General features: G+C 42.3%; 11 protein-coding genes and 1 riboswitch. Of the genes, 7 read left to right on the top strand and 4 right to left on the bottom strand.

Features of this window, described 5'->3' with window-relative positions; genetic code table 11:
• Positions 1-26 precede the first annotated feature (26 nt).
• The 4 genes from mutL to HMPREF1481_RS09085 all read left to right on the top strand — a co-directional run bounded on the left by mutL (position 27) and on the right by HMPREF1481_RS09085 (position 3,827).
• Positions 27-1,976: a DNA mismatch repair endonuclease MutL gene (gene mutL / locus HMPREF1481_RS09100; RefSeq protein WP_016466366.1), complete on the top strand. Its 1,950-nt coding sequence runs from the start codon at positions 27-29 to the stop codon at positions 1,974-1,976.
• Positions 1,977-2,096: 120 nt separating this feature from the next.
• The gene (gene ruvA, locus HMPREF1481_RS09095) at positions 2,097-2,690 is read left to right on the top strand and encodes a Holliday junction branch migration protein RuvA (protein ID WP_016466365.1); all 594 of its coding nucleotides are present in this window, start codon (positions 2,097-2,099) and stop codon (positions 2,688-2,690) included.
• Positions 2,690-3,259, top strand: coding sequence for a hypothetical protein (locus HMPREF1481_RS09090; protein ID WP_016466364.1), 570 nt, complete (start codon positions 2,690-2,692; stop codon positions 3,257-3,259). The genes ruvA and HMPREF1481_RS09090 overlap by 1 nt, the downstream gene beginning before the upstream one ends.
• Position 3,260: 1 nt before the next feature.
• Positions 3,261-3,827 (top strand): DNA-3-methyladenine glycosylase I, encoded by a 567-nt coding sequence (locus HMPREF1481_RS09085; RefSeq protein ID WP_016466363.1) that lies wholly within the window; start codon positions 3,261-3,263, stop codon positions 3,825-3,827.
• A gap of 51 nt (positions 3,828-3,878) precedes the next feature.
• Here the strand turns inward: HMPREF1481_RS09085 and HMPREF1481_RS09080 are convergent, their stop codons facing one another.
• From HMPREF1481_RS09080 to HMPREF1481_RS09065, 4 genes are all read right to left on the bottom strand, one after another.
• Complete coding sequence (locus HMPREF1481_RS09080) at positions 3,879-4,916, bottom strand: S66 family peptidase (protein WP_016466362.1); 1,038 nt, start codon at positions 4,914-4,916, stop codon at positions 3,879-3,881.
• A 149-nt stretch (positions 4,917-5,065) separates the two neighbouring features.
• Positions 5,066-5,329 (bottom strand): SemiSWEET family transporter, encoded by a 264-nt coding sequence (locus HMPREF1481_RS09075; protein ID WP_016466361.1) that lies wholly within the window; start codon positions 5,327-5,329, stop codon positions 5,066-5,068.
• A gap of 198 nt (positions 5,330-5,527) precedes the next feature.
• Positions 5,528-6,202 carry a DUF1129 domain-containing protein gene (locus HMPREF1481_RS09070; protein WP_016466360.1) on the bottom strand — a complete coding sequence of 225 codons (675 nt, stop codon included), beginning with the start codon at positions 6,200-6,202 and terminating at the stop codon, positions 5,528-5,530.
• 12 nt (positions 6,203-6,214) lie between these two features.
• Positions 6,215-7,159, bottom strand: a complete 945-nt coding sequence (locus HMPREF1481_RS09065) for a magnesium transporter CorA family protein (RefSeq protein WP_006149653.1) — start codon at positions 7,157-7,159, stop codon at positions 6,215-6,217.
• A 142-nt stretch (positions 7,160-7,301) separates the two neighbouring features.
• Here HMPREF1481_RS09065 and uvrA point away from each other — a divergent pair, with 142 nt between their 5' ends.
• The 3 genes from uvrA to mgtA all read left to right on the top strand — a co-directional run bounded on the left by uvrA (position 7,302) and on the right by mgtA (position 14,247).
• A complete protein-coding gene (gene uvrA, locus HMPREF1481_RS09060; protein WP_016466359.1) occupies positions 7,302-10,133 on the top strand; it encodes an excinuclease ABC subunit UvrA in 2,832 nt (943 codons plus the stop codon).
• Complete coding sequence (locus tag HMPREF1481_RS09055) at positions 10,126-11,187, top strand: M24 family metallopeptidase (protein ID WP_016466358.1); 1,062 nt, start codon at positions 10,126-10,128, stop codon at positions 11,185-11,187. Before uvrA ends, HMPREF1481_RS09055 begins: the two co-directional genes overlap by 8 nt.
• A 50-nt stretch (positions 11,188-11,237) precedes the next feature.
• A riboswitch (M-box (ykoK) riboswitch) is annotated at positions 11,238-11,394 on the top strand.
• A 192-nt stretch (positions 11,395-11,586) separates the two neighbouring features.
• Complete coding sequence (gene mgtA, locus HMPREF1481_RS09050; RefSeq protein WP_016466357.1) at positions 11,587-14,247, top strand: magnesium-translocating P-type ATPase; 2,661 nt, start codon at positions 11,587-11,589, stop codon at positions 14,245-14,247.
• The last annotated feature ends 32 nt before the right edge of the window (positions 14,248-14,279 follow it).

The following is a 14,279-nucleotide window of genomic DNA, read 5'->3' as shown; positions in this document are numbered from 1 at the left end:
AAAACAGTTGAGAAAGGGGCTGAAAAATGTCTCATATTATTGAACTGCCAGAAGTCTTGGCCAATCAGATTGCAGCAGGAGAAGTGATTGAACGTCCTGCCAGCGTAGTTAAAGAGTTGGTTGAAAATTCTATCGACGCTGGCTCTAGCCATATTATTGTTGAAATTGAAGAAGCTGGTCTTAAGAAAATCCAAATCACCGATAATGGTCATGGGATTGCCCACGATGAAGTCGAGTTGGCTCTCCGCCGTCATGCGACCAGTAAGATTAAGAATCAAGCGGATCTCTTTCGGATTAGAACACTTGGTTTTCGTGGTGAAGCTCTGCCTTCTATCGCTTCTGTCAGTGTTTTGACTTTGTTGACAGCGGTGGATGGTGCCAGTCACGGGACCAAGCTAGTGGCTCGAGGAGGAGAAGTAGAAGAAATTGTGCCTGCGACTAGCCCTGTAGGGACTAAGGTTTGTGTGGAGGATCTCTTTTTCAATACACCAGCTCGTCTCAAGTATATGAAGAGCCAGCAGGCAGAGTTATCTCATATCATCGATATCGTTAACCGTCTAGGTTTGGCCCATCCTGAGATTTCCTTTAGCCTGATTAGCGATGGCAAGGAGATGACACGAACAGCTGGTACGGGGCAACTGCGCCAAGCCATTGCGGGCATTTATGGTTTGGCTAGTGCCAAAAAGATGGTTGAGATTGAGAATTCTGACCTAGACTTTGAAATTTCAGGTTTTGTCTCATTGCCTGAATTGACGCGGGCTAATCGTAACTACATCAGCCTCTTTATCAATGGCCGTTATATCAAAAACTTCTTGCTCAATCGTGCCATTTTAGATGGTTACGGCAGCAAACTCATGGTGGGGCGTTTTCCACTAGCCGTTATTCACATTCAAATCGATCCTTATCTGGCAGATGTCAATGTGCATCCAACCAAGCAAGAAGTACGGATTTCCAAGGAAAGAGAGCTGATGGCGCTAGTTTCAGAAGCTATCTCAAAGAGTCTCAAAGAGCATACCTTGATTCCAGACGCCTTGGAAAATCTTGCCAAATCTACCGTTCGCAATCGTGAAAAAGTAGAGCAAACGACTTTGCCCCTGAGAGAAAATACGCTCTACTATGAAAAAAATGAACCTATAAGACCGACGCAAGCTGAGGTAGCAGACCATCAGGTAAACTTGACAGAAGAGAAGCAGGATTTGAACCTCTTTGCTAAGGAAACATTAGACCAGATAACCAAACCAGCCAAACTGCATTTTGCAGAGAGAAAGCCTGCTAGCTATGACCAACTGGACCATCCAGAGTTAGATTTAGCTAGTTTGGATAAGGCTTATGATAAGCTGGAGCGAGAAGAGTCTTCGAGCTTCCCAGAGTTGGAGTTTTTCGGGCAAATGCACGGGACCTATCTCTTTGCCCAAGGTCGAGATGGGCTCTACATCATAGATCAACATGCAGCTCAGGAGCGGGTTAAGTACGAGGAGTACCGCGAGAGTATCGGCAATGTTGACCAGAGCCAACAGCAACTCCTTGTGCCCTATATCTTTGAATTTCCGGCGGATGATGTCCTTCGTCTCAAGGAAAGAATGCCTCTCTTAGAGGAAGTGGGCGTCTTTCTAGCAGAGTACGGGGAGAACCAATTTATCCTAAGGGAACATCCTATTTGGATGGCAGAAGAGGAAATCGAGTCAGGTATCTATGAGATGTGTGATATGCTTCTTTTGACTAAGGAAGTTTCGATCAAGAAATACCGAGCAGAGCTAGCAATCATGATGTCCTGCAAGCGGTCTATCAAAGCCAATCATCGTATCGATGACCACTCTGCTAGACAGCTCCTCTATCAGCTCTCTAAATGCGACAACCCATACAACTGTCCGCACGGACGTCCTGTTTTGGTCCACTTTACCAAGTCAGATATGGAAAAGATGTTCCGTCGCATTCAAGAAAATCATACCAGCCTACGAGAACTAGGCAAATACTAATACTCTTCGAAAATCTCTTTAAACTGCGTCAGCCTTACCTTGTCTAACTTAAGTTATGCCTACGGTTAGCTTTCTGGTTTACTCTTTGATTTTCATTGAGTATAAATTGAAGGGAAAATTATGTACGAATATCTAAAAGGTATCATTACAAAAATTACTGCTAAATACATCGTTCTTGAAGCTAACGGCATCGGCTACATCCTACATGTAGCTAATCCTTATGCTTACTCAGGACAAGTCAATCAAGAAGCGCAAATCTATGTGCATCAAGTCGTTCGCGAAGATGCTCACCTGCTTTACGGTTTCCGTTCAGAAGACGAGAAAAAACTCTTTCTCAGCTTGATTTCGGTGTCGGGCATTGGCCCTGTTTCTGCTCTTGCTATTATCGCGGCGGATGATAATGCTGGCCTCGTTCAAGCGATTGAGACTAAGAATATTACCTACTTGACTAAATTCCCTAAAATCGGGAAGAAAACAGCCCAACAGATGGTTCTGGACCTAGAAGGTAAGGTGGTTGTGGCAGGTGACGACCTCCCTGCTAAGACTACAGCTCCATCTAGCAATGACAACCAAGAATTGGAAGAAGCTATGGAAGCCATGTTGGCATTGGGCTACAAGGCGACCGAGCTTAAGAAAATCAAGAAATTCTTTGAAGGAACTTCAGATACTGCTGAAAACTACATCAAATCTGCCCTTAAGATGTTGGTGAAATAATGGGTATTGCTCGAATTAATCTAGTTGAAGCAAGAAATAGTAGCAACCATGTCAAGATAAATTTTACAAATGGGAAGATTGATACACTATGGCTACACTGTACCGTTTTTCCGTTATTTTGTAAAAATTGTCAACAGAGCCAAACAGGATTATTCTTGCATAGTGGCTCTCGCTATGGTCAAGTTGGCTCACTTCCTTGTGAATTTTGTGGTGCGAGTATTGATATAGTGGATCATGATAATATAGTAGAAAGTATAAAGGTGAATGATGAGCCTTGTTCTTTCGAGAAACTCTACCTGTTAGGTGCAGATTATATTGAATGGTTTGAAGAATGGTATGGGATAACAATGGCTCCCGAAAGCTTATTTGAGGGTTGGACTGATTGGATGTCTGTAGACCAGCTTCGAGAACAGATTGAAACATTAACTGGAATAGAAACAGATGATGGTGTAAGGTATCAAACGGACGAGAGATTAAGCCCTCTGCCGCCAGATATTAATCGTTGGATTAATCTATTGGATAAGTCTACTGTTCCCTTGCCTGATTATGTTTCAAAGATAGGAGATTAAGATGCCAAAACGTTGTGGCTGGGTCAAAATGACCAATCCGTTATATATAGCCTACCATGATGAGGAATGGGGCCAGGCCCTCCATGATGACCGAGCACTTTTTGAGTTGCTCTGTATGGAGACCTATCAGGCTGGTCTTTCTTGGGAAACGGTGCTTAATAAACGGCAGGCTTTCCGTCAAGCTTTTCATGGTTACCAAATTCAAGCTGTTGCAGACATGACGGATGAGGAACTGGAGGCTTTGATGGACAATCCAGCTATCATCCGCAATCGTGCTAAGAGTTTTGCCACCCGAGCAAACGCCCAGGCCTTTTTACAAGTTCAGAAAGAGTATGGCTCTTTTGATGCTTATCTCTGGTCTTTTGTAGAGGGGAAAACCATCGTTAACGATATCCCGGACTACAGTCAAGCACCAGCCAAAACGCCTTTGTCTGAAAAAATATCCAAGGATCTCAAAAAACGTGGTTTTAAGTTCACTGGACCAGTCGCTGTCTTGTCCTATCTGCAGGCTGCAGGGCTAGTTGATGACCACGAGAATGATTGTGAATGGAAAAGTGGAAATAAGTGATGTTAGATGACTGGAACATCAGAGAATATAGAAAAAGCTGAGAGTCTTATCTCAGCTTTCTTTGTTATAATCAAAGTGGATGACTTGCTCCGTTGCATCTACATGGGCGTGGACTCCGAAGGGGACAATTGCTCTTGGAGTTGCGTGTCCGACATTCAGATTATAGACAATTGGGATATTGCTATCAATGATATCCAATAGTGCCTCTTTATAGTCGTCATAGAAAGTATCATCCATAGGTTTCCCGACCAAGAGTCCTCTGATGACCTCGAATATACCAGTTTCCTTTAAAGTCCGCAACATCTTTTTGAAGTCTTCTGGCTCAGGCTTTTCTTCGCTTGTTTCTAGCAAGAGGATCTTTCCTTCCCAGTCTGACAAGTCAGGGAAAAGTTTGTATTCTTGGCAGAGCTCCGTGCTGTCTGCGTATCGAGAGTTGTCAAAGATATCGTAGAGAGATTCGAGGCAACCACCGAGGATTTCTCCCTCGAACTGGGCATTTCCTTGTAACAAGTCAAAACCAGTATTTGTATGATTGATACGAGGTGTTCCTAGAGCTTTGGGACTGAAGTCAGTTCGTTCCTCATACCAAACGTCACTAGGGCGAATTTCTGAGATTTTTCCAGTCTCAATCAATTCTTTAAAGTAGTGGCAGCTATATGGCAACATTTCTTTGTCTAACTCACAAATGTCTGCTAGAAATGATTGGCCGTAAAAAGTCTTGATTCCTAGTTTATGCAACATGAGATGGTTCATGGTCGTATCCGAGAAGCCAAGAAAAATTTTTTGTTTGATTACTTTTTCTAGTTGGTCATTTTCAAAAAGATAGGGTAATAAACGATAGGTATCGTCTCCACCGATGGCGCATAGGATCATGTCGATGCTATCATCAGAAAAGGCTTGAATCAAATCCTCCGCACGAGCTTCAGGATGGTCCTTGATAAACTCTAAGCCTTTTAGTGAATGGGGTAAAAAGATAGGATTGAGTCCGAGGCCCTTGAGACGTTGAATACCCAAGTCCACTTCGTGTTTGACAAAGTCTTCTCCGATAATCCCACTAGATAAACTTATAATACCAATAGTAGAAACCATATCTCATCCTCCTAGAAATAAATTGATGCTATTGTATCACAAAAGAAGAGGAGAAACAACAAGAATTAGAATCAGAAAAAGGCTTTTAGATCAAGAAAGTAAGCAAAAAAGCAACCAATTAGGTGGTTGCTTTTATAGTAGTTAATTTCTTATAGAGCAGTAAGGAAGGTCAGTCCGCCAAGGATAACCCCAGCCGAGTTTGGAATGATTAGAATCCAGTCTTTCTTAGGCTCTTTTGTCCATCCATAAATGACCCAGATTAAGCAAGAGACTGCTGCTGATAAAGGTTGAAATGGTTGAGCTTTATTTCCTTGTAAATTGGCAAAAATTTGGGGGATGTAGGCTATAAATACAATAATCCCGATAAAGGCACCAATTGAACCAACAACTTGATTAATTCTCTGTTTAGTCATATATATTTCTCCTTATTACTTTATTAGTATAACAGAAAAACAACTTGGATTCAAGGACAAAACCTCGGGATTCTAAGGAAAGACTTTACATTAGAATGTTATTAGAAAATGTGTCTACTTCTTTTGAGAATCGAAAAATGATTTGGAGACAGAATAAAAGTAGTGTGTCTACAAAACACACTACTTTTTTTGTTTATCTTAATATCTAGCAGGTCCAGCACTTGCGCTCTTGATGTTGAAACGTTTTTTGAGGTAGAAACGTAGGGCAAGGAGAGCTCCTCCAATCACCAATAAAACAAGTGGTGGGAGGCTGATGTTGATGGCTTGTGGAAGGAAGTTGCTCAAGAAGAGAATGAGAACCCATGCAAACATAGTTGCTAACATAACCAAAAGTGATTTCCAGAATGGAGGGCGTTGGCTACGGTCAGTATCTGGTCCGTAGTAGCGGTAGATGAAGTGATAGAGAAGGTAAAAGGCAACTCCACCAAAGGCCCCTACACTGATAAGTGTTACCAATCCGTAAGCTACGGGTTGGTTTGAGAAGAAGCTCATCAAGGCGCTAACCACTGCAAACAGTCCTGTGATGAAAAGGGCTGAATCCAACATCATCAATTTTGGATCGTCATTTTCCTTTGGATGTTCTTTTTCGTATTGCTCTTTTTCACTAAAGCTGTGAGCCCAGTGAGTTGGTGCTCCGTAGATAGAACGAGCAGTCACTCCCTTTGGTTGCTCCTCAAGGATATGAGGAATCACTTCTTCAAGGATAGCCTTGATTTCAGCATCTGTCTTTCCGTCCTTGAGAAATTGTTGGGTTGCAATGTGGATAAATTCCTGGTTTTTCTTTGTTAATTCTTTTAAATCAATCTGTGACATAATAACTCCTGTTTAGAACCATTTTTTATGGATGAGGTAAAGAGTGAGAGAAACACTCATAGCAAAGGCGATAAAGACGATGAGCCAGAAAGCATGCGGTTCTCCGTTTAAAGGGATTTCATTGTCCTTAAAGTTCATTCCGTAAGCTGAGAAAATCATGGTTGGGATGGACATAACGATGGTCACGAGGGCCAAGGTTTTCATGATATTGTTCTGGTTGTTTGAAATGATAGAAGCGAAGGTCTCTGTCATAGAGTGAAGGACGTTTCCATAGATGTCCGCCATCTCGATGGCCTGTTGCGTTTCAATCAAGGTATCTTCCAGTAAGTCTTCATCTTCAAGGTATTTCTTGATATTGCTGGTTGCGCTGGTCAATTTCTTAATCACGCGCTCGTTAGTCTTCAGAGAAGCCTTGAAGTAGACGATGGTCTTTTCTAATTCCATGAGTTCAATCAATTCTTCGTTTCGAGTAGATTTGTGAAGTTGGCTCTCAATCTGCTCACTCTTACGTTCGATTGAACGGAGGGCGGTTAGGTAAATCTCCGCGTTGCGGTAGAGAATCTGGAAGATGAAGCGTGAACGCATGAAGGTATAGAAATTGCGAAGCCTACGATTGATAAAGATATCAAGAAGTGGGAGAGGCTCCAAACAGGTAGTGATAATAGCCTCTTCTGTGATGATAATCCCCAAGGGAATAGTCACGTAGTAGGTCTGGTTATTTCTTTCCTCTGTGATTGGGACGTCTACGATGATCAAAGTGTACTCATCTTCGATGGTGATACGAGACATCTCTTCCGCATCGAGCGGTGCACGGAGATCGGCGATATCAATATCAAAGGCCGATGCGATTTCCATCGATTCGCTTTGAGTAGGATTGACGAGATTGATCCAAGTGCCCGGCTGGAGCGTATCAATCTCTTTAAATTCAGTTGTAGTTGAGAGAAAGACTTGCTTCATATCTCCTATCCTTTCCTAATCTAATCCGTGTTTCAGTGATTTTTGACACCGTACTATTATACTACAAAATCGGCTTTTTTGGTAATAGAATTTCACTTTTTTTGGTATAATGGAAAGCAACAATGAACTAGAAAGAAGTAATATGCAAGATAAGATTGTTATCCATGGGGCACGCGCCCATAATTTAAAAAATATAGATGTGGAAATTCCGCGTGACAAGCTAGTTGTGGTGACGGGACTATCTGGATCAGGAAAATCTAGTTTGGCCTTTGATACCCTTTATGCTGAAGGGCAACGTCGCTACGTTGAAAGCCTGTCAGCCTATGCTCGTCAGTTCTTGGGCAATATGGAAAAGCCAGATGTGGATTCTATCGATGGTCTCAGCCCTGCCATTTCCATTGACCAGAAAACGACCAGTAAAAATCCTCGTTCGACGGTTGGAACAACGACGGAAATCAACGATTATCTACGTCTTCTTTATGCACGTGTAGGAACACCCTACTGTGTCAATGGACATGGGCCTATCAAGGCTTCGTCTGTAGAGCAGATTGTGGACAAGGTTTTGGAATTGCCAGAGCGCCAGCGTCTGCAGATTTTGGCTCCTGTTGTTCGTAAGAAAAAGGGTCAGCATAAGACGCTGATTGAAAAGATTCAAAAGGATGGTTACGTCCGTGTCCGTGTCGATGGAGTTGTCTATGACGTGACTGAAGTTCCTGAACTTGAAAAGAATAAACAACACAACATTGACGTGGTGGTAGACCGTATCATTATCAAGGATGGTATCCGTAGTCGTCTCTTTGATTCGATCGAAGCAGCTCTCCGTATCGCTGAAGGATATGTCGTTATTGATACTATGGATGATTCAGAGTTGCTCTTCTCAGAACACTATGCTTGTCCAGTATGTGGATTTACGGTTCCAGAGTTAGAACCTCGTCTCTTCTCCTTCAATGCACCGTTTGGTTCCTGTAGTGAGTGTGATGGTTTGGGAATCAAGCTAGAGGTTGATACGGATTTAGTAGTACCAGATGCTAGCAAAACTCTTCGTGAGGGAGCCTTAGCACCTTGGAACCCTATCTCTTCTAACTATTATCCAAATATGCTGGAACAAGCCATGACAGCCTTTGGAGTGGATATGGATACGACTTTTGAGGACTTGTCTGAGGCGGATAAACATCTCATTTTTTATGGTTCAGATGGGAAAGAATTCCATTTCCACTATGAGAATGAATTCGGTGGAGTTCGTGATATCGACATTCCATTTGAAGGTGTTATAGGAAATATTAAACGTCGCTATCATGAAACCAATAGCGACTATACCCGCACACAGATGCGCCTTTATATGAATGAGCTAACCTGTGGTACTTGTCACGGTTATCGTCTCAATGATCAGGCCTTATCTGTTCGAGTAGGGGGAGAAAAAGGACTCCATATCGGAGAAATTTCAGACCTCTCCATTGCAGACCACTTAGAAGCTATTGATCAGTTGAGTCTATCAAAAAATGAAGCCATTATTGCTCGTCCGATTCTTAAGGAAATCAAGGACCGCTTGACCTTCCTCAATAATGTCGGTCTTAACTATTTAACGTTATCCCGTTCTGCAGGAACATTATCAGGTGGGGAGAGCCAACGTATTCGCTTGGCGACTCAGATTGGTTCCAACCTCTCAGGAGTTCTCTATATTCTTGATGAGCCGTCTATCGGTCTTCACCAGAGGGACAATGACCGTCTGATTGCCAGTCTGAAAAAGATGCGTGATTTGGGGAACACCTTGATTGTGGTAGAACACGATGAAGATACTATGCGAGAAGCCGATTATCTGATTGACGTTGGTCCTGGAGCAGGTGTCTTTGGTGGAGAAATTGTTGCTGCAGGAACGCCTAAGCAGGTAGCTCGCAACAGCAAGTCCATCACAGGACAGTATCTATCAGGAAAACGCGCGATTCCTGTACCGTCAGAGCGTCGCGTTGGCAATGGTCGCTTTATCGAAGTGACAGGTGCGCGTGAGAATAACTTGCAAAACATCACCGCTCGTTTCCCACTAGGAAAATTCATTGCGGTGACAGGTGTCTCTGGTTCAGGGAAGTCTACCTTGATTAACAGCATCCTCAAAAAGGCTATTGCACAAAAGCTCAATCGCAATTCAGACAAGCCTGGTAAGTTTAAGGCGATTACAGGAATTGAGCATATCGACCGTCTGATTGATATTGACCAGAGTCCTATTGGAAGAACACCAAGGTCCAATCCCGCAACCTATACAGGTGTCTTTGATGACATTCGAGACCTCTTTGCTCAGACAAATGAGGCCAAGATTCGAGGTTACAAAAAGGGGCGTTTCAGTTTCAATGTTAAGGGTGGTCGCTGTGAGGCCTGCTCAGGTGACGGGATTATCAAGATTGAGATGCACTTCTTGCCAGACGTATACGTAGCTTGTGAAGTCTGCCATGGGACCCGCTATAACAGTGAAACGCTGGAAGTTCATTATAAGGAAAAGAATATCTCGCAAGTTTTAGATATGACCGTCAACGATGCGGTAGAATTTTTCAAACACATTCCGAAAATTCAACGCAAACTCCAGACTATCAAAGATGTTGGTCTAGGCTATGTGACCTTGGGACAACCAGCTACGACACTTTCTGGTGGAGAAGCGCAGCGTATGAAGCTGGCTAGCGAACTCCATAAACGCTCGACCGGTAAATCCTTCTACATTCTAGATGAACCGACAACTGGTCTTCATACCGAGGATATCGCGCGTCTACTGAAGGTCTTGTCTCGCTTTGTCGATGATGGTAATACAGTTCTCGTGATTGAGCACAATCTAGATGTCATCAAAACAGCAGACCATATCATCGATTTAGGTCCAGAAGGCGGTGTCGGTGGTGGTACCATCATTGCAACAGGAACTCCAGAGGAAGTAGCTGCTAATGAAGCTAGCTATACAGGACAGTATTTGAAAGGAAAGTTACATCATGAATAAACGTGTGCAAGCATTTCTCGATAAAATGCAAGAAAAAGAACTAGATGGAATCATTATCAACAACCTTAAAAATGTCTACTATTTGACAGGATTTTGGGGTTCAAATGGAACAGTCTTTATCAGTCGTGACCGTCAGGTGTTAGTGACAGATGCTCGCTATATTATCGCTGCCAAGCAAGAAGTTACTGGTTTTGAGATTTTTGCAGAACGTGATGAGTTGGCAACTATCGCAAAGATTGCAAAAGACATGGGCCTTTCTCGTATCGGGTTTGAAGATGAGATTTCAGTTTCTTATTACCATCGCATGCAAACCGCCTTTGAAGGTTTAGAACTAGTTCCACAGACACAGTTTGTTGAAGCCCTTCGTATGATTAAGGATGAGACAGAGATTGCGACTATTCGTAAAGCTTGTTCCATCTCAGACCAAGCTTTCCACGATGCTCTTGACTTTATCAAGCCAGGTAAGACAGAAATTGAAATTGCCAACTTCCTGGACTTCCGTATGCGTGAATTAGGCGCTGCTGGTTTGTCTTTTGATACGATTCTAGCGAGTGGAATCAACTCTTCTAAACCTCATGCCCACCCAATGCACAAGCCAGTAGAACTAGGCGAAGCTATTACCATGGACTTCGGTTGTCTTTACGAGCATTATGTGAGTGATATGACTCGTACCATCTACCTAGGCCATGTCAGCGACGAACAAGCAGAAATCTACAACACCGTTTTGAAGGCTAACCAAGCTCTGATTGACCAAGCTAAGGATGGCTTAGGTTTCCGTGATTTTGATAAAATCCCTCGTGATATTATTGTGGAAGCAGGCTATGGAGAATACTTTACACACGGTATCGGGCACGGTATTGGACTTGATATCCACGAAGAACCTTACTTTAGCCAAACTTCCAAAGAAGTTATCAAAACTGGTATGGTCTTGACGGATGAACCTGGTATTTATATTGAAGGTAAATACGGAGTTCGTATCGAAGATGATATCCTGATTACAGATACAGGTTGTGAGTTATTAACCCTTGCTCCAAAAGAATTAATCGTAATCTAAGAAAAATGAGATAAATCGTTGACTTTTACTAGTTAATGGTTTATACTGAAAGGCGAAAACGGTAGGTGAGGCTACCATAGGGATACGGATGACTACCGCAAAGCAGTGGAGACACTACTCGTTGGTCAACAGTCCTGGTCGCGAAGGTCAAGACTAAGCTCATTACATCGCCCTATGGAGTTAAAGCTTGAACGAAAACAGACAATAAGTTTTTTAGTCCTGCCATTTTATGGCAGGACTTTCTGCTGTTTTAAAACAAAGAAAGGAGACAAACGATGCAAATTGACGATCATCCAGAACCGCACATACACAGCCAATCGCTGATTTGTGTCGTTCTGTCCTTATAAAGTGATTGGTCCCTGTGTATGAAATTACCATTCATACAGATAGGAGAAACCGATGAAAACTACAAAAGAAAGATTAGCGACTGCTATTCAAACTCCATTAAAAGATAGTCTAGCTTTTTACCATACAAGTCTAAAAGGCTTAGACCAAGAACAGGTCGAAGAAAACCGTGACCTATATGGTGAAAACACCATCACAAAGGGTCAAGAGGATTCCATCTTTAAAAAGATTTATGAGTCCATTATCAATCCTTTCACAATCATTTTGCTTGTGATTGCCTTTATCTCTCTCGTTACAAACGTCTGGCTTGCCAAACCTGGTCAAGAGGACCCGACAACCTCTATCATTATCGTTGTCTTGGTTTTGATTTCAGGAGGCATCCGTTTTGTCCAAGAGTTGCGGAGTGACAAGGCAACAACCAATCTTTCAAAAATGATTGTCAATACAGCAACTGTTATTCGCGATGGTCTTGAACAAGAGTTACCCATCGATGACTTGGTTGTGGGAGATCTCGTGAAATTGAGTGCGGGAGATATGATTCCAGCAGATGTCATCTTATTTGAATCACGCGACTTTTTCGTTCAACAATCAGGTTTGACTGGAGAAAGTGATGCAGTCGAAAAGCTTGCTTTAAATAAAGCTACTACTCAAAATGTAGAGAGTCTTTTAGAGGCAGAATCTTTGGCATTCATGGGGACAAACGTTATCTCAGGAAGTGCTACAGCTATGGTTCTAGCGGTTGGTGATGATACCATGATGGGAGCCATCGAGCAAACTCTCAACACCTATGATGAGCCAACTTCTTTTGAACGTGAAATGAACAGTATTTCTTGGCTCTTGATCCGTTTGATGCTTGTCATGGTTCCGATTGTGTTTTTCGCAAATGGTTTGACCGATGGAGACTGGCTAGAGGCTGGAGTCTTTGCCTTGAGTGTTGGTGTCGGACTCACACCAGAAATGCTTCCAATGATTATTACAGCCAGCTTGGCCAAGGGTTCTATTATCATGGCCAAGGAAAAGGTGGTTATCAAAAAACTCAATGCTATCCAGGACTTAGGAGCAATCGATATCCTATGTACGGATAAAACTGGAACTTTAACGCAGGATGAGATTGTTTTAGAATATCCTTTGGATATTCACGGTGATTTGGATATGGCGGTCTTAAGAAGAGCTTATCTAAATTCACATTTTCAAACTGGTTTGAAAAACTTGATGGACCGTGCCATTATCAGTAGAACTGAAAAAGAAGCTAAAGAACACGTTATCCTACAAAATTTGGATACTAGCTTCCAAAAAATCGACGAACTTCCATTTGACTTTGAACGCAGACGCATGAGTGTCATCGTCAAAGACGATAGCAATGTCGTTAGTATGGTTACCAAAGGCGCTTTAGAAGAAATGTTGAACATTTCGACACATGTGGAGTACCGCGGAGAAATCATTCCCCTAACCGAAGACATTCGCCAAGAAGTACTAGCAGAAGTAGCGCAATTAAACCGTCAAGGTTTGCGTGTTTTAGGTGTAGGTTACAAATCAGGTCTACGTGAAGACTATGCCTATACCGTGACTGATGAAAGCGATATGATTCTTACTGGTTATCTTGCCTTCTTGGATCCACCAAAACCATCTGCAGCACCCGCTATTCAGGCTCTACTTGAGCATGGTGTCAGAACAAAAATTTTAACTGGGGATAACGAAAAAGTAACCCAAGCTATCTGCGAAAAGGTTGGTTTGGATGTTGAACACATCCTTTTGGGAGCTGATATCGACCAAATGACAGACCAAGAATTGGCAGAAGCGGTTGAAAGTGTAACAGTCTTTGCTAAATTGTCACCTGACCAAAAAGCGCGTATCATTCTACAGTTAAAGAGAAATGGACACGGTGTTGGTTATATGGGTGATGGTATTAACGATGCCCCATCTATGAAGGTAGCGGATGTTGGTATTTCTGTGGATACAGCAGTTGATATCGCCAAGGAAACTGCGGATGTTATTTTGCTAGACAAGGATCTCATGGTTCTTGAAACTGGTATCGTTGAAGGTCGTAAGGTCTACGCTAACATGACCAAGTACATCAAGATGACCGTTAGTTCAAACTTTGGGAATATCTTCTCACTCCTTGTTGCGAGTATCTTCTTGCCATTTTTACCAATGGCTCCTGTTCATCTCATTGTCCTAAATCTAGTCTATGATTTGTCTTGTGTGGCATTGCCATTTGATAATGTGGATCAAGACTTCCTCAAACAACCCCATACATGGGAAGCAAAATCCATTACGCGATTTATGGTTTGGATGGGCCCAATATCATCTATCTTTGATATTTTGACATTTATCTTCCTCTACTTTATCATTGTTCCTTTGGTAACAGGTCATCACTATGTTCATGGATCAGAATCTGCCCTTCAGTTTATTATCTTGTTCCAAACAGGTTGGTTCATCGAATCTATGTGGTCTCAAACCATGGTTATCCATATGCTTCGTACCGCAAAAGTTCCTTTTCTACAAAGCAGACCGGCTTGGCTTGTGATTTTTACAACTTTGGTTGCAGCTTTCTTTGTAACTAGTTTACCTTATGGACCACTAGTAAATATCCTTCATTTAGCTCCGTTGGGACTGCCATACTTCTTGTTTTTGGTCGGTATTATTTTCTTGTATATGTTTAGCGTCACTGTTATTAAAAAATTATACATTAAGAAGTACAAAGAATGGTTATAGTTCGTGTTTTGTCAAGAAAAAAGGGAAAAAAC

Source organism: Streptococcus sp. HPH0090, assembly GCF_000411475.1.
In the GTDB taxonomy this organism is placed as follows: domain Bacteria; phylum Bacillota; class Bacilli; order Lactobacillales; family Streptococcaceae; genus Streptococcus.
Note: the sequence above shows the minus strand (reverse complement) of the source record. Positions and strands in the feature narration are given on the sequence as shown.

What these genes read in the sequence shown, in the direction of transcription:
- mutL (WP_016466366.1), top strand. Translation starts at nt 27, where the DNA reads ATGTCTCATATTATTGAACTGCCAGAAGTCTTGGCCAATCAGATTGCA.
- ruvA (WP_016466365.1), top strand. Translation starts at nt 2,097, where the DNA reads ATGTACGAATATCTAAAAGGTATCATTACAAAAATTACTGCTAAATAC.
- HMPREF1481_RS09090 (WP_016466364.1), top strand. Translation starts at nt 2,690, where the DNA reads ATGGGTATTGCTCGAATTAATCTAGTTGAAGCAAGAAATAGTAGCAAC.
- HMPREF1481_RS09085 (WP_016466363.1), top strand. Translation starts at nt 3,261, where the DNA reads ATGCCAAAACGTTGTGGCTGGGTCAAAATGACCAATCCGTTATATATA.
- HMPREF1481_RS09080 (WP_016466362.1), bottom strand. Translation starts at nt 4,916, where the DNA reads ATGGTTTCTACTATTGGTATTATAAGTTTATCTAGTGGGATTATCGGA.
- HMPREF1481_RS09075 (WP_016466361.1), bottom strand. Translation starts at nt 5,329, where the DNA reads ATGACTAAACAGAGAATTAATCAAGTTGTTGGTTCAATTGGTGCCTTT.
- HMPREF1481_RS09070 (WP_016466360.1), bottom strand. Translation starts at nt 6,202, where the DNA reads ATGTCACAGATTGATTTAAAAGAATTAACAAAGAAAAACCAGGAATTT.
- HMPREF1481_RS09065 (WP_006149653.1), bottom strand. Translation starts at nt 7,159, where the DNA reads ATGAAGCAAGTCTTTCTCTCAACTACAACTGAATTTAAAGAGATTGAT.
- uvrA (WP_016466359.1), top strand. Translation starts at nt 7,302, where the DNA reads ATGCAAGATAAGATTGTTATCCATGGGGCACGCGCCCATAATTTAAAA.
- HMPREF1481_RS09055 (WP_016466358.1), top strand. Translation starts at nt 10,126, where the DNA reads ATGAATAAACGTGTGCAAGCATTTCTCGATAAAATGCAAGAAAAAGAA.
- mgtA (WP_016466357.1), top strand. Translation starts at nt 11,587, where the DNA reads ATGAAAACTACAAAAGAAAGATTAGCGACTGCTATTCAAACTCCATTA.